This is a genomic window from Microcoleus sp. CAWBG27, from assembly GCF_020883145.1.
In the GTDB taxonomy this organism is placed as follows: Bacteria; Cyanobacteriota; Cyanobacteriia; order Cyanobacteriales; family Microcoleaceae; genus Microcoleus.
In genome coordinates this window covers 45,757-60,776 of record NZ_JAHREU010000015.1, presented here as the reverse complement: position 1 = coordinate 60,776, position 15,020 = coordinate 45,757, and the positions used below count along the sequence as shown (strand labels likewise).

The following is a 15,020-nucleotide window of genomic DNA, read 5'->3' as shown; positions in this document are numbered from 1 at the left end:
AAGATTAAATGTAACCCAACTGTTCCAACTTGCTCAGAACTTTTTTGACACTATCTTCCAAACTTTCCTCGTCTGTGCAACAAACAATCTCGGGATTGAGGGGTGCTTCATAGGCATCGTCAATGCCCGTAAAACCCTTAATCTCTCCTGCTCTCGCCTTAGCGTACAGCCCTTTGACATCGCGTGCTTCGCACACTTCTAACGGGGCTTTGACATACACCTCAACAAAATTTGGCTCCATTGCTCTAATTTCGTCGCGAATGGCTCTGTAGGGGCTAATAGCTGCCGTCATTACCACCACTCCATTGCGGCTGAGTAGGTTCGCGACAAATCCAATCCGCCGAATATTAGTATCTCGGTCTTCCTTGCTAAATCCCAAGCCTTTTGACAAGTTGGTGCGAACGACATCTCCATCCAATATTTCAACTTTGCAGCCTCGGGCCTTCAATTCTGGTTCGAGAGCTTTGCTGATAGTTGTCTTCCCGCAACCGCTGAGTCCGGTAAACCACAAAATAAAACCTTTTTCCATTTTCAACCATTAATAGGTAACTGGGAAATTATAGGATGTAAAACTTTCTATATCTATTCTCCCTTTTCTATCTTATCGTGGTTTGCGGTGTCATCTTGATAAGATTTGCCTGCGAAAAATGAGGACTCAAAACTTGCGAGCTCTGCGGTCATATCACCACAAAAATGCGCGACAGCCATATAATTTTCGATATATTCTTTGTAAAGACTTAACAAATTCAAATCAAAGTCGCGATCGATCGCAAACCTCGAAGATCTAACAGTATATTTACGGCATTGAACACTTAAAATTATTATAAATATCGAGCATATATCCGTAGATTAACGGTACTCAACATTTGATATTATCACAAGTGTTGAAAATATATCCGTATATTCACGGCACAAATTGCTGGTAATTATCACAAGTGTTGAAAATATATCCGTATATTCACGGCACGGCTCGCCTATATAAGCCTTGAACAATCCCAAATCTCCAATCTCCAATCCTATTGCCTATGTTTCCCGTCTTAAAAGCAGATGTTTTAGTAGTTGGTGGCGGCACCGGCGGCACTTCAGCAGCAGTCCAAGCAGCCCGCCGAGGTGCCAAAACTATTTTAGTCAGCGAATTCCCCTGGCTGGGAGGAATGCTGACTTCGGCCGGCGTTTGTGCCCCCGACGGCAACGAATTAGCAGCATTTCAGACTGGTTTGTGGGGCGCGTTTCTCCGGGAACTTGAGCAGCGACAGCCGGGAGGTTTGGATTGGGGCTGGGTCAGTTTTTTTACCTACGATCCCCGCATCGGTGCTGAAATTTTTGCTAATTGGGTTAAGTGTTTGCCGAACTTGCAGTGGATTTCTGGACAAACAGCTCAAGATGCGATCGTTGAAGACAACAGAATTTCTGGGGTGAGATTTGCCGATTTTACGGTTTCTGCCAAAATCACTTTGGATGCAACGGAATTGGGAGATTTGCTGGCTTTAGGGGATGTTGGACATCGCTGGGGTTGGGAATTCCAAGCAGAGTGGGGAGAACCTAGCGCGCCGATCGCCTCTAACGATCTCACACAAAGGTATTCGGTGCAAGCTCCAACTTGGGTGGCCATCATGCAGGATTTTGGCGAGGGCGCGGTGGCGCCAGAAATTCCCGCGCCGCCTGTTGACAATCCCGATCGATTTTTCGATGCTTGGAAAGATTACACTCCCGAACAATTTCTCAATTACGGCCGACTTCCTGGGGGATTGTTGATGATTAATTGGCCGATTTGTGGTAATGATTATGGTGAAAAGGTCGATCGACTAATTGAATCCCAAACATCCCGAACAGAATTCCTCCAAGAAAGTCTCTGGCACAGCCAAAGTTTCGCCCGCTTCATTCAAACCCAACTCGGCCCCCGCTACGGTTTGGCACCAAATATTTTCCCCGTTTCCCATATCGAAAATCAATCAAATTCTTCCCTACTTTCTGCCTTCGCCTTGCACCCCTACTACCGAGAAAGCCGCCGTTTGCGAGGGATAAGTACAGTCAAAGAACAAGATATTTTGCCGGTTGTCGGGGGTAGAGTCGCGAAATTGCCGATCGATTCTGAGGGAATTTGCGAGACAATTGCGATCGGCAACTATGCCAACGATCACCATTACACCAGCGGCGACATTCCCTTGCAGCCCAAATCCATCCGCTGGGGCGGCCGCTGGACTGGCACTCCGTTTACAATTCCCTACAGTGCGCTAATTCCTGCGAGTACAGACGGATTGCTAGTCTGCGAAAAAAATATTTCCGTGTCTCACATCGCCAACGGTGCAACTCGCTTGCAGCCTTTGGTGATGAATATCGGACAGGCGGCGGGGATGGCGGCGGCTTTGTGTGCGGAAGTTGGATGTGCGCCGCGCGATTTGCCTGTCAGAGTTTTGCAGGAAGCTTTGCTGCAAGATTCCGAGGCGAGGGCGGCAGTTGTTCCTTTATTTAATTTGACACCGGATCGATCGGACTGGCTACATTGGCAACGCTATTATCTCGATCGACCTCAAGCATATCCCGCCAGCGGCGAATGTCCTGTGTCAGTCAAAAACGATCGAGAAACCCGGTTTCTCAACGAAAGTTCTGTATCTGTGTTTGAACCGAGAACCTTGACATTTGAACCCAGTGTCTGTGCAACTCCCAGCAGTACAACAGCAAATACCGAGAGTGAATTTTCGGGCATTTTCCGCCGTCTGGGCCCACAAGACTGGACACTGACGCTGACAAGTCCCCCATCCTTAGCCGATCGAACTTGGCAACTCGTGACTTTGGACTGGGAAACCGACAGATTGTTAGAAAGTTGCGAAACCGAAAAGCCTCTGACGGTATGGGGCAGGCTGAATTTTGCTGGTGCTTGGCTGCGGTTGGGTGCAGTAACATGGAAGGGGTGAGGTTTTTTGCAAAGTTCCGAAAATTGTCAGAAATTTATCCTGATGGATGGGGGGAAGTCTGTATCAGGTTATAGACACTGACACGGATACTACCCATGCACACCTACACTGCAATTGCTTTACTGAGCCTGTTGGGCATTACCTTGAGTGCCAGCGCCGATCGATATTTTGAACGCCTAGTGGAACTGCTCGTAATTGCCACTGCTGATTATATGTTCTTGGCGTCCACTCAATCACAAAAAGGCGATCGTTCTCCAGAAAGAGGCAGCGGACGCAGAGAGTTTGCTCAGCACGATCTTTACACACATTACATACCAGCTTAATGGCATAGGACGAAAGAAAGTTCTGCAAATGAGTGGGTTTCGGCCGCCCGTGTCGATCTGATTTTCTGGGATTCTGGTTGGTCACGTTCGTCTGGCAACTGCACTTCTTGTTGACAGTCATAAAAATAATACGGGATGCGGGAAACGAGCGAGTCTTTAGACCTGAGAGGGAAGCTACTCGTGCGGTTTTAACCGCCGCGGTATTAAAAATGTGCTACAATCTAGATTGTGAGTAAGAACAAAAACATCTACGTGTTGAAGCATCCTAGTATCGGAGAAATCCCGGCTCCTATGAAACAACGGTTAGGTTTAAGTCCTAACGTCAGTATGACAGGAAAGAGCAAATAATGGCAGGTTGTGGAGCGTACCGCGTCTTGGCCTATCGTGATGGATTCTGAAAGCATTAAAAACACAATCATTAGCTAGTAACTATCGCTTGACGATTTGTGACTAAGTAGACGGCGTTTGACGGTCGTAGCGAGAGTTTTACTCGCGTTCGCAGAATCTCAGTGGATTCAGCCCTGAGAGTGTCAATAGGATATTTTTTGCGTGTTAAAAATAATAGCAGATCGAGCTGCAACCGCCATCTATCTAGAGATTTACTCTTGCGATATTTGGCGGTTTTGTCTGTTCCAGCCTAGAGATATATTCTACTTATTAATATAGGCAACTAAAATTTATTTGGGCTCACACAATTTTAAAATAGAGGACTTATGTATAGCCTTTCGACTTCCCGACGTACTCATGGGCATAGGGGATAGGGCATAGGGCATAGACCAAATCGGTCAAACCGGGCATACCTCACTTTTTCGATAACCGTTATATTAAGACGAAAGAAACCAGTTTTTGCACCTCATATATAAACTACCACAACGCAAGATTTTCATCAAAAACTGCTGGTTAAGCGGAGTCGAAACCCGGTTTCTGCTCGCCCCTGCGTCCAGGACTAAAATCAAATAATTCTCCCATCATGTTTTTTTGGGTAGTCTGGCAAATTCAAGGAAATCAATCCTGATGAGCAAGGGAAAAGTCCGTATCTGTAAATAGACACTGATACAGATACTACCCATGAAAAACTACCCTGCAATTGCTTTGCTCAGCCTGTTGGGCCTTAGCTTGAGTGCTACCGCCGGTCTATCCATAGAATCCCCAGCCGCACAGCTAGAAACTTCTACAGCTCAATATATGTTATCAGCGCAAACTCAACAAAGAGGAGATCGCGCTCCCCGCAGAGGCACCGGACGGTATGATTTGATGCAGGTCAACACTGACACTCAGGCACTATAATAATTTCGATCGCATTGCCAGAAAGCTAGTTCCGCAACTGACTTGTTTCTGGTTTCGAGGCTGGTTTCGAGGTCGCCCGTGTCGATCGCATCTGATTTTCTGGGATTTATAGTTTGTCAGGTTCGTCAGGCCACTGCACTTTTTATTGATACTCCCTAGAAGATTTTTTTTGTAATAAATGTCACAATATAAACTGGAGCTGCCATCTACGTAGAGATATATTCTCGTAGGTGGCGGTTTTGTATTGAAAATGCTCTTTCTCTTTTTCCCATTCTCCCCCTCTCTGAGTCGCCTCAAATTCTTCCGATCGCAATAGTTCTTTACGTTTTCCCCCCACAGGTGGGGTTTAATTTTTAACCGCTGCACTATAATTGACGTGCGATAACTAACTTAATATATAGCTACACCCTGAGTGCAGAGGGTGCAGCTCTCGACTTAAATTCGCCAATAAGAACCACTTATTCGGTGTCGATCGCCTTTAAGGCAAGGCCCGAGTGATATCAGGAAAATTAATCTGCCTGAATCTTAGGGTAGCTGCCAAGCTTTCCGGCGACTGTCGGCTATGCTTGATTCGGCGGTCTCGCAATATTTTTTTTTATGGAGGATGAAAAGATGCCTCCAAGTTTTACTATTTCGGAGATTGTGATGAAAAATGACTCTTTAGATCTGGTCAAAAGCCTGAGCCCCAGTGCAATGGATCAGATCATGCTATATCTGGCGTTTAGCGCCATGAGAACCAGCGGACACAGGCACGGAGCGTTTCTAGACGCGGCTGCAACGGCAGCTAAGTGTGCCATTTATATGACCTATATGGAGCAGGAAAACAACCTGCGGATGACCGGACACTTGCATCACATTGAGCCTAAACGGGTGAAAGTGATCGTCGAGGAAGTCCGGGAAGCTCTGACCAAGGGAAAATTGCTGAAAATGCTGGGTTCCCAAGAACCTAGATATTTGATTCAGTTTCCTTATGTCTGGCTGGAACAGTATCCTTGGGTTCCGGGACGCCCTCGGATTCCGGGAAACAGCTTGACGGCGGATGAGAAAAAATATCTCGAAGGCAAGATTCCTCCCAATCCACCTGATGCTCAATTGATCAATTCTTTTCAGTTTATGGAATTGATCGAGTTTCTGCATAGACGATCGCAAGAAGAAATGTCAGCAGAAAGGCGAATGCCTTTAAGCGAAGCTCTAGCAGAACACATCAAGCGCCGCTTGATCTATTCCGGAACCGTGACTCGCATTGACTCTCCTTGGGGAATGCCTTTTTATGCCCTCACCCGCGCTACTTACTCTCCCGCAGAACAGGAAGAGCGCACTTTTACGATGGTGGAGGATACGGCTAGATATTTCCGACTGATGAAGGATTGGGCGGAAAAACAACCGAAGGTGATGCGAGTTATGGAGACTTTGGATGTTCCAGCGGAACGGCTAGAACAGGCTGTTGAGGAATTAGATGAAATTATTCGTAATTGGGCCGATCGCTATCACAAGCGGGGCGAACCAACGATGATTGTACAAATGGTTTTTGGGCCAAAAGACGACGATTAGTCAGTTGACAGTTGACAGTTGACAGTTGACAGTTGACAGTAGTCAGTAGTCAGTAGTTATTGGTCAGTAGTTATTGGTCAGTAGTTATTGGTCAGTAGTTATTGGTCAGTAGTTATTGGTCATTGGTCATTGGTCAGTAGTTATTGGTCATTGGTCATTGGTCGATCGCTTGAAACTAATGACTAAGGATTAATAACTAATGTTTCTGGGCGCAGAAACCGGGTTTTTTACGACAATAATGCGTTAATGCCTGGAATTTTTGTCAAAAACCCGGTTTCTTGGGTCGCGATCGCCTCCAGGATTGACTAAGCGAAAAAAGTTCTCCAAGCGGAGGCTAGGACGATCGCTGCGATCGCTCCGATGAGTGTATTGAAAAAATTCACTACCTCGTTCGTTAGCCACTCAAACTTTGATTGCACCGTCGCACCAATCACGCTCTCGATGTTCGTAGCAACAAAAGCTGCAACAACACAAAAAACAATTCCTGTCAAGTCAATTACACCCACAGCCCAACTCACAAGAGCAATCAGGATCGATCCGACAATACCTGCGATCGTTCCTTCCAAGCTGACGGCCCCTTCCGTACCCCTAGGTACAGGCTGCAAGGTAGTAATCAAAAACGTATGCTTCCCGTAAGCTTTGCCGATTTCGCTAGCGCAGGTATCGGAAAGTTTGGTGCAGAAACTAGCCGCATAGCCCAGCAACAATAAGGAAATCACAGCATCTTGTGGCACAGGCATCTTGCCTGTGTCTCCTAAAATACCGCCTGTGTCTCCTAAACCTGTGTCTCGGAAAATACATAATGCCAAAACTGCCACAGCACAAAGAGTAGCCGTTAAAGCCGAACCCCAGACATTTTCCGGGCCTCGGGCTCCGGAACGCTTTTCGGCAATACCTTCAGCTTCTTTTTGGGCTTTGCCGATGCGGGTAACTCCAGATCCGACGAGAAAGTAGAACATGACCACAGCATAGCCTTGCCATCCCAAACTGCCCCAGATGATGACACCCAGCAGCCAACCGTGGAGTTGTCCAGCCGGAGTAAGCAATTTTTTGGGAGCAAGGGTGGCGATCGCGAGTAAAAATGTATTCAGGGCGATCGCCACCAGCCAAGGATTAGACCAAGATAAATAATTAAAGAACAATTCTGAATTCTGCAATTGGTACCTCCATGAGCCAAGTCATATTTCATCTTGCCTTCCCCGTGACAGATATTGAGCAAACCAAAGCCTTCTACGTAGACGGGCTCGGCTGCGAATTAGGTCGCGAATCACCGAATTCGGCGATTATGGGTATGTGCGGCCATCAAATAGTCGCCCACGTCAGCCGCGAACCTTTGACACCTCAGCGAGGTATCTATCCCCGGCATTTTGGGTTAATTTTCACGAACGAAGCTGACTGGGAAGGATTGTTAGAAAAAGCCCAGCAAAACAACTTGAATTTCTATCAAGAACCGAGACGGCGATTTGTCGGTTTGCCCACAGAACACCGCACTTTCTTCTTAGAAGACCCTTTCCACAATATACTGGAGTTCAAGTATTACTGCGAAGCTGAAGCAATTTTTGGCCGCAGCGAATACGCTGAAGTCGGCGATACTGTTTAGTAAGGTACGTTGTTGCGCTTGGGCGCTCTTATAGCGGTTCTCAGAAACATGAGGTATGTTGTTGGGCTTCAGCCCTCTTAGTTTAAGGGTTATATAAGCTATCAGTCATACCTCATCTTTTTGAGAAAGGCTATATACGCAAGAGCGCTGAAGCGCAACAACGTACCTAAGAATTAATCCCGATATTAGGTCAGTAACGCAAGTGCTATGTAATTGAGAATTTCTATTTCGGGGCCCCCTACTACTTAATTATGATTTTCAATGGTTCTGAAAGTGCCTCAGCAACCGCTTTTAAACTGCTAGAATGCCTCGCCATCATCGCATGGGCGAATACAGACAATTTTACTTCTTTCGCCGCCGATATTTGCGAACTAGAAGCAGGGACAATGATGAAATCCCAATCTGTCCAAATCGAAGTAAAATTCATCTTTTCTAACAACGCAACATCTCGATTTAAATCTTCCAGAAAAGCACTGCCCGGACGCATTTGAACGCAGCCTTTTCCCCAGAGAGTGTAAGCCGTCCAAGTACCGCTGTGAGGCGAAGATATGGCAATAAAGCGCTGAACTCGGTTAATTCCGCCTAACCTTTGCAGGTAGTAACGAGTTACTAAACCGCCCATACTCAATCCTACGATATCTAAAGGTTGTTGTGGCTCGAAATTTTTGTCTATATAATTTGCCATTTGTTTGGCTAATTCGTCGATGCTGGCGTTGCCCCATTGGGGCGAGAGATCTAGGGTGTAAACTGACCAGCCTAAATCTCTTAGGTAGGCAGACATTTTGTAAAAAATTCCTGATTTCCTGAAAATTCCGTGAACTAGCAAGACTGGATTGCTGCTGAAATTGCTATTCATTTTTAAGTAGGAACTTTATTTTTAATCGGTGCTTTTAGTTCTTCTACTAATGCGTTAATACTTTGGGATTCTGTCACCATTTGGCGGTGCAGCATTACGTTAAGTTTGACTTCTTTCCCTACTGGCATTTGGGAGCTGTGCGACGGTAAAATCATGATGTCAAAGGGCGTCCACATAGATGTAAAATTTATGCGTTTGAGTACGGTTACATCTTGGTTCAAATCGCGCAACAAGCCACTATCGGGGCGCATATCCAGGTATCCTGGTAGGCCCAGGGAATAGGCAGTGAGGGTTCCTTTGTGGGGGGAAGATATGGTGATGAAACGCTGGACTCGGTTAATGCCTCCGAGTCGCTGGACGTAGTAGCGGCTGACGATGCCTCCCATGCTGTAGCCTACTATGTCGATCGCCTGTTCTGGATCGAACGTCTCAGAAATGTAGTCTGCCAGTTGCTTGGCTAGGGAGTCGAGGCCGAGGCTGCCGTCGTTGGGGGTGAGGTTGAGGCTGTGGACACACCATCCAAGTTGGGTGAGGCGGGCGGACATTTTGTCAAAAATAGTCTTTGTGTCCCAGATGCCGTGGATGAGGATGACGGGATTGCGATCGAGCGAACTGTTCATTTGAAAAGAAAATTGCTTGCCGATTACAGCATAAATTACTCCCCTAGGGAGTTTGACCCCTACTAGGACAGCTAGCGAATCGGATCTAGGTATCGCGAGCCAATAGCAAATCAGTCATAAATTCTGAGATAATCGTAAATAAGTGCAAAGTTAAAACTGGCATTACTGAGTAAAAATTACTAGAAGCTCTGCATTTTTAATCAAAAAATGTAAATTTTGATTAAGAAATATAGACAAAGGTTTCCTTAGCTCGTAATCTAACTTTGTTGACAAACTCGTACAAATTTCTCTAAAAAAACAAAAGGAGTAAGTCTAATGTTTGGTTTTATCAAAAATTTCTTCGGTGGTATTTTCGGCTTTTTCGCTGGACTGTTGGGCTTGAAAAAGTCTGAATATTTCCTAGATTTGGGCGAATCTTCGGATAAAGAACCTGCGAAGGTTGAGCCTGTTGCTGTAGCACCGGCAAAAGTTGAGGCTGTCAAGTCTGAGAAGTCTGAACCGGCGAATAAAGCTAAGGTAGAGAAAAAGTCTAAGAAAGAAAAAGAACCAGTCGCTAGCGCTGCTGCTAAGACTTCGGAAGCGCCGAAGGTACCTGCTGCTGCAACTAACGGCAAAGTGTCGAGTCAAGCTGAACCTGTTCTGACTTTTGCTCCTAATAATTTAATGCCGACACCAACTGCAAATCGTCGCACCCCAGGCCCAAGCATGAATAATTTCCGGGAAATGGCTCGTCAGGTGAAAACCAAGTAGCAAATTGGTAATTCGCAATAGGGAATTGGGCATTAGATAATTCCAAATGCTGGAGTTAAAAAATTAAAAATGGGATTCCTCATTTTTAATTTTTAACTCTTTTTTTATTCCCTATTTCCTGGGTGTCTGAGAAAGGCTAACCCGCTGTATAGCTGGAAAGCCGAGTCCCAAGGAGTTTCGGATTTGCGCTCTACATCTACATGAGATTCGATTTTGCTTAACATATGCGTATAATCGAGAACTGTCTCCGCAAAGGGAGTAAATTCCGACCAAACTGTAACGTCAAGCTGTTGGTCAAATATTTCTAGCAAGTGATTCCAGTTAATTCTGGTCGTACTTTGAGGCATTTGTGGGGATTTTTTGACTCTGGATGTTTTGTTTTTTGACTGCGGTGAAGCTACGCTAGTTGCTGAACTTTGAGTGAAGTCAACGCCTTGTTTAAATTCGTAACTTTGGTCGCAAATTCGCAGAATGGAGTTGCGGCTGGGAATGTGCAAGTCGCAGATTTGAGCGTAATCTTGGGTGATTTCTTTGTGACGAAATTGCTCGTTTCTGCGGTTGGGAGAGTAGTCCATGATTTCAATGAACATTGGCAACAATCCTTCTACTCTCTGGCTGACTTCTGACCAATTAAATTCAATAGAACCAAGTCTATCTAGGTTATCTTTACAAACAACCGCTGGAGAAGAGAGAGACTGGAAGTGTTGCACTCGGAAAATTTGGATGTTTTTAATGTCGGCTAGGGTTGCCCAAAATACGGGAATGCCGGCGTTGAGAAGTTCTTGGCCGTAAATTCGGAGTTCGGCGATAGGGCCGGTTTTGTAGAGTCTCCAGCCGCGGCTTTGGATTTGCATCCGGGTTGTGTAGGCGTCGATTTTGAAGATTCTGCTGATATTTTGTACGGCTGCGGGTTTGTCTTCGGGACTCACTGGTTCGAGGATGAGGAGTCCGGGTTCTAGGCTGCTGGGGTCGTTTTTGGCAGTTTCGATGGCTTGTTGGCGGAGGTTTTGTTGTGCGGTTTCAATGCGTTGAATGCCTTGGCGGGCCTGGGAAACGATTTTGGGGTTGGTGATGTCGCGGAGTATTTGTTTGTAGGTGGTTTGGGCTTTGTCGGGGTTGTTGGTGAGTTCGTAGTAACGACCGATGTAGTATTGTACCCAAGGATTTTCGGGGGATTCTTTTTGCAGTTGTTTGATGAGTTGGGCGGCTTGTTTGTAGTCTTGGCTTTCGAGGGCGGTGGCTATTTCGTGGATGTCTGTCATGGCGGTTGGGGGAATGGGTGTGTTTCTATCTTGGCTGATGTTTGGTTGGTTCCGCCAGTGATTAACAAGTTTTGCTTTGATGTTTGTGGGTGATTTTCGGCTGTTTGCAAGGATAAGATTTAGATTTTATAACCGCGGATGAACGCGGATGTGTCCTGAGAAGTGCTATATAATATTTGGGCTGGTGTTTGTTAAAGTTGATTGGAATTAATGCTGAGGGTGTATGAACCTTTGCTGGTGCGATCGAGTCCTTGAACAACTATTTTGTAAGTGCCGTTACTGGGTAACTTGGCGGTTATTTGGGTTTCTCTCTTGTTGACGCGAACGGCTTTGATATCTGCAATTTTGTTGCCGCTGGGTGCGATGAGTGTGATGAAGTGCTCGAAGGATCTGCTTTTGAGGTCGATGGTGATGGATTGATTTGCACCTCCCTGGAAGCTGTGTTCGCGGTAGAAGCTGCCGTTGGGAAGGCTGGGATCGCCGTCTTTGAGGGTTCCGCGTTGCTGTAGGAGGGAAAGGGAGGTGAGTTTTGGTCGATCGACATTTTTGAAATCTAAGCCATAATTTGTCATGGGTGTATCAAGACCATTTCCTTCTCTGACTGTGACGATAAAGGCAGTTTGGTTTTTGGTATCTCGGACTATTTTATCAATAAAATTGGCTTGTATTTTGGGTTGATTTAAATGTTTTGGTTGGTCAAAATTGGGTTTTGATATACACAGAACCACGCCTCCATCTTGATAGCGGGCGCTGTAGAACCAATATTTTTGACCGTTAGTTGTGAATTCGTTTCTGAAGAAGATAGTGTATCTTTCAAGTTGGGGTAGTTGTTGGTTGGGGCGACAATTTTTATCGATGTTGATTTCGGTGGTTGATGGCTGTCGCTGGGCGAAAACTGCTGGGATGCTGGCGGTGGCTAAGACTGCTGAGATAATGGCGGTGATTGTGGGCGATCGCATTTTCATGAATTATACTCCCGTTTTTTGATTTTCTTTGAACCGTAGATGCACGCAAGTTAACGCAGATGTCGGAAAATTAATCTTTGTTACGATCGAGGTTTTGTTGGATTCTAAATTTTATTATTTTTCTCGAATAACTTGATACATTCTGTCAGCCTTTGTTTGCCATTTACCTGAATGTCTGAACCATTGAGTCTCTGAAAACCATTTAAATCTATAGATTTAATCTGATAAAATTTATGTCCTGCGGGGCCGTCCGTGAACTCAATAACGGTGGGATCGATCATAGTGTTTGCATTAATATTACCTCGAAAACAGTAACGATAACTTGTATTTCTTTGGTAGCCAAATCCTGTGACAGTCTTCTTGGATTTCCTTAAGAATATGTACTCTTTACCGGGCTGATTTGTTTTGCTTGTTTGTCCGTAAAAGTAGTCGCCATTGGGGATGCTTTGAATTGTCGGTGTGGATTGTGCTAGGATTGGGAGGGAAGCTGCACTGAAGATTACTAAGTTGATTGTGAAGCTTAAGGGCGATCGCCTTTTCATCATTGTTTATCTCTGTAAATATTTCTCTAATTCGGCTGTACGCTGTTTAGTAGCTCGCTCTAAACACTCATTCAGAAAGCCTTGGAACCCACTACCACCGCGATTTCTATACACTTCAAATTCGCAGCTATTATCTCGCACTTTGATCCAGCCTAATTGTGCTTCCGCAAGTAGGGCTTTCTCTTCCTTGCTCAACTTAGCCATCAGTTGTTTATAAACATCATTCAGCCGCTTGTCTGCGAGTTCATACCTCAACCGAATACAGGTTCTGACTTCCACATCTCCTTGGGGCCGATCGCAATTAATCTGTTGAGCGATCGCAGAGTGCTCAGATTGTGCGAAAACTGATGTTGTAGCTAACATTGTCAAAAGCGCGATTGACCAAAAGAGCGATCGGCTTTTCCTTAAATTTCTTTTCATTGCCCTTAAACACCTATTTTACGAATTCTCTTAACACAAGACAGATTTGATATAATAAATTTAAAACTTTTTTTTACATTTGGCTGTTCGCCCTGTCGATGGGATTGCCAAAGTATGTTTGATAGCTGCATTTACTGCCGCCATATTTGACCAAGTACCAATTTTGCGATCTATTTCAACTTCTAGAAGCGTCACCAGATTGTCTGTCATGATTACGGAATCAGCTAACAATCGTGTTTGCTGGCCTTCCGGTGTTGCTAGCGAAACAAAAACCCGGCTTGGGTGTCCTGCACGAGCTAAATTGCTAGTAATCATCGCCGTAATAGTTTGTCCTAAACCAGTCCCCAGATTGTCAGCTTGAACTATCAAAACTGGACGGCGTTTCGCAGTCCGCAAATCAGCATTGGGAAACAGAGCCAGCACTACATCACCTCGCCTATAAAGCATCGTAAGCATCCATTTCAGGTCGTTCCCAATCCTCTGCAAACCTGCTCAACCTTACCCGTAAATCTCCTGCTTGTTGCCGATCGATACCGCGAGATTGCAGCTCTACTAATCCTGATTCTGCCAGAAAAGTAACGATAACTTTCCCTTCAGTTAAGTCGCCCGGAGTTTCCAATAACACAACTTTGCCGTCTCGGTATATACCCTTTACTGATTTTAACATTTTAGTTTTATGCCTAATGAGTCATTGACATTTTAGCTTCGTTTACAATATCTAGCACTTCAGGGAGATATTTTTTGGGATGGGTACTTTTCAAAAGCGGCTCCTACCAAGGATAAGGCCACCATTGGTGCTGTTACCGCCCTCAAGATTCTCCTACCCAAAGAAACAGGTTCAAAACCAAACTCGATCGCCCTTTCCACTTCTCCATCAGTCCAGCCACCCTCCGGGCCAATAGCTATGACGATCGATAATTCTCCCCGATAATCTTGCTCCCCCCTTATTAAGGGGGGCTGGGGGGGATCTTCCCCATCTTGCTCCCCCCTTAGCAAGGGGGGCTGGGGGGGTTCTAAATTACCAATCAAACAATCCCACAAATGGCGATTGTCCCCGCGAGCAACACAAATAAATCGATTTTTTTGATAGCAATCTTTGACAGCCAAATCAAAGGGAATAGGTTCTAAAACCGTCGGCACAATTTGACGTTCCGACTGTTCGGCGGCCTCCGCAGCAATTCTTCTCCAGCGATCGACTTTTTGAGGACTCGGTTTGAGCAAAGTGCGATCGCTCGTCACGGGTACAATATTTGTCACTCCCAACTCCACCGCTTGTCTCACAACCTCGTCAAACCCGTTTCCCTTGGGCAATGCAGCCATCAAAGTCACCTCGACGGTAAGCTCCCTGTTAACCGCAATCTCCTCTGTTATCGATGCAATTAACCCTGTTTCCTGGGCTTCTAGAATTGCTGACCACCAATGTCCTCGGCCGTCCATTGCTATAAATCGATCGCCCTGGTTTAATCGCAACACTCGATGTAGATAATGCTGTTGTTCGACGGTTAGGTTGATGGTGCGATCGCACATTTGAGCGGGATTTATTGCTAATCTTTGTAATTGAGACATTGAATTTTAGATTGCTCGTTTTCTATTAGATTTATTTTTTTTAACCGCAGAGAACGCAGAGAACGCAGAGGAAGAAACGAGACTTTAGGTTTGTAGTGAGGACTTCAGTCCTTTCTCTTGCGTTTGTAGTGAGGACTTCAGTCCTTTCTCTTGCGTTTGTAGTGAGGACTTCAGTCCTTTCTCTTGCGTTTGTAGTGAGGACTTCAGTCCTTTCTCTTGCGTTTGTAGTGAGGACTTCAACCCTGGGTGTGACTTTTAGTCAATTAGGACTAAAGTCCTTACTACGAACCAAGAAAGCTGTTCAGAAATCATAAAGGCAAAGCATTTACAACCGGAATTATTTGACAAATCCAAGCTTTTGTC

17 protein-coding genes are annotated in these 15,020 nt (G+C 45.4%); 6 read left to right on the top strand and 11 right to left on the bottom strand.

Features of this window, described 5'->3' with window-relative positions:
* Positions 1 to 4: 4 nt before the first annotated feature.
* Positions 5 to 529: an adenylyl-sulfate kinase gene (cysC, locus tag QZ938_RS11420; RefSeq protein WP_293351437.1), complete on the bottom strand. Its 525-nt coding sequence runs from the start codon at positions 527 to 529 to the stop codon at positions 5 to 7.
* A 496-nt stretch (positions 530 to 1,025) separates the two neighbouring features.
* On the opposite strand from cysC, the gene QZ938_RS11415 reads away from it, so the two are divergent.
* The 4 genes from QZ938_RS11415 to hetR all read left to right on the top strand — a co-directional run bounded on the left by QZ938_RS11415 (position 1,026) and on the right by hetR (position 6,076).
* The gene (locus QZ938_RS11415) at positions 1,026 to 2,915 is read left to right on the top strand and encodes an FAD-dependent oxidoreductase (protein WP_293351438.1); all 1,890 of its coding nucleotides are present in this window, start codon (positions 1,026 to 1,028) and stop codon (positions 2,913 to 2,915) included.
* A 95-nt stretch (positions 2,916 to 3,010) separates the two neighbouring features.
* Positions 3,011 to 3,238 carry a hypothetical protein gene (locus tag QZ938_RS11410; RefSeq protein ID WP_293147771.1) on the top strand — a complete coding sequence of 76 codons (228 nt, stop codon included), beginning with the start codon at positions 3,011 to 3,013 and terminating at the stop codon, positions 3,236 to 3,238.
* 1,068 nt (positions 3,239 to 4,306) lie between these two features.
* Positions 4,307 to 4,525, top strand: a complete 219-nt coding sequence (locus QZ938_RS11405) for a hypothetical protein (RefSeq protein WP_293153814.1) — start codon at positions 4,307 to 4,309, stop codon at positions 4,523 to 4,525.
* Positions 4,526 to 5,170: 645 nt separating this feature from the next.
* A complete protein-coding gene (hetR, locus tag QZ938_RS11400) occupies positions 5,171 to 6,076 on the top strand; it encodes a heterocyst differentiation master regulator HetR (RefSeq protein ID WP_293153995.1) in 906 nt (301 codons plus the stop codon).
* Positions 6,077 to 6,381: 305 nt separating this feature from the next.
* Here hetR and QZ938_RS11395 read toward each other — a convergent pair whose 3' ends face one another.
* Entirely contained in the window at positions 6,382 to 7,233 is an 852-nt protein-coding gene (locus tag QZ938_RS11395; protein ID WP_293153817.1) for a TIGR00297 family protein, read from the bottom strand.
* A gap of 11 nt (positions 7,234 to 7,244) precedes the next feature.
* On the opposite strand from QZ938_RS11395, the gene QZ938_RS11390 reads away from it, so the two are divergent.
* Positions 7,245 to 7,676 carry a VOC family protein gene (locus QZ938_RS11390; protein ID WP_293153820.1) on the top strand — a complete coding sequence of 144 codons (432 nt, stop codon included), beginning with the start codon at positions 7,245 to 7,247 and terminating at the stop codon, positions 7,674 to 7,676.
* A 241-nt stretch (positions 7,677 to 7,917) separates the two neighbouring features.
* Here the strand turns inward: QZ938_RS11390 and QZ938_RS11385 are convergent, their stop codons facing one another.
* Together QZ938_RS11385 and QZ938_RS11380 are read right to left on the bottom strand one after the other, a co-directional pair.
* Entirely contained in the window at positions 7,918 to 8,532 is a 615-nt protein-coding gene (locus QZ938_RS11385) for an alpha/beta fold hydrolase (RefSeq protein WP_293153823.1), read from the bottom strand.
* A 2-nt stretch (positions 8,533 to 8,534) separates the two neighbouring features.
* Positions 8,535 to 9,152, bottom strand: a complete 618-nt coding sequence (locus tag QZ938_RS11380) for a triacylglycerol lipase (RefSeq protein WP_293153826.1) — start codon at positions 9,150 to 9,152, stop codon at positions 8,535 to 8,537.
* 315 nt (positions 9,153 to 9,467) lie between these two features.
* Here QZ938_RS11380 and QZ938_RS11375 point away from each other — a divergent pair, with 315 nt between their 5' ends.
* Positions 9,468 to 9,902: a hypothetical protein gene (locus tag QZ938_RS11375; protein WP_293153829.1), complete on the top strand. Its 435-nt coding sequence runs from the start codon at positions 9,468 to 9,470 to the stop codon at positions 9,900 to 9,902.
* 104 nt (positions 9,903 to 10,006) lie between these two features.
* On the opposite strand, the gene QZ938_RS11370 is transcribed toward QZ938_RS11375, so the two are convergent.
* The 7 genes from QZ938_RS11370 to QZ938_RS11340 all read right to left on the bottom strand — a co-directional run bounded on the left by QZ938_RS11370 (position 10,007) and on the right by QZ938_RS11340 (position 14,657).
* Complete coding sequence (locus QZ938_RS11370; protein WP_293351439.1) at positions 10,007 to 11,164, bottom strand: tol-pal system YbgF family protein; 1,158 nt, start codon at positions 11,162 to 11,164, stop codon at positions 10,007 to 10,009.
* A 191-nt stretch (positions 11,165 to 11,355) separates the two neighbouring features.
* The gene (locus QZ938_RS11365) at positions 11,356 to 12,129 is read right to left on the bottom strand and encodes a PPC domain-containing protein (RefSeq protein ID WP_293153835.1); all 774 of its coding nucleotides are present in this window, start codon (positions 12,127 to 12,129) and stop codon (positions 11,356 to 11,358) included.
* Positions 12,130 to 12,233: 104 nt separating this feature from the next.
* Positions 12,234 to 12,674: a hypothetical protein gene (locus tag QZ938_RS11360; RefSeq protein WP_293351440.1), complete on the bottom strand. Its 441-nt coding sequence runs from the start codon at positions 12,672 to 12,674 to the stop codon at positions 12,234 to 12,236.
* Between the two features lie 3 nt (positions 12,675 to 12,677).
* Positions 12,678 to 13,034, bottom strand: a complete 357-nt coding sequence (locus QZ938_RS11355) for a lysozyme inhibitor LprI family protein (protein WP_293351441.1) — start codon at positions 13,032 to 13,034, stop codon at positions 12,678 to 12,680.
* A gap of 117 nt (positions 13,035 to 13,151) precedes the next feature.
* The gene (locus QZ938_RS11350) at positions 13,152 to 13,538 is read right to left on the bottom strand and encodes a type II toxin-antitoxin system PemK/MazF family toxin (RefSeq protein WP_293153844.1); all 387 of its coding nucleotides are present in this window, start codon (positions 13,536 to 13,538) and stop codon (positions 13,152 to 13,154) included.
* Positions 13,528 to 13,758: a hypothetical protein gene (locus tag QZ938_RS11345; protein WP_293153847.1), complete on the bottom strand. Its 231-nt coding sequence runs from the start codon at positions 13,756 to 13,758 to the stop codon at positions 13,528 to 13,530. The genes QZ938_RS11350 and QZ938_RS11345 overlap by 11 nt, the downstream gene beginning before the upstream one ends.
* A 59-nt stretch (positions 13,759 to 13,817) precedes the next feature.
* Positions 13,818 to 14,657, bottom strand: a complete 840-nt coding sequence (locus QZ938_RS11340; RefSeq protein WP_293351442.1) for a 16S rRNA (uracil(1498)-N(3))-methyltransferase — start codon at positions 14,655 to 14,657, stop codon at positions 13,818 to 13,820.
* Positions 14,658 to 15,020: the final 363 nt, after the last annotated feature.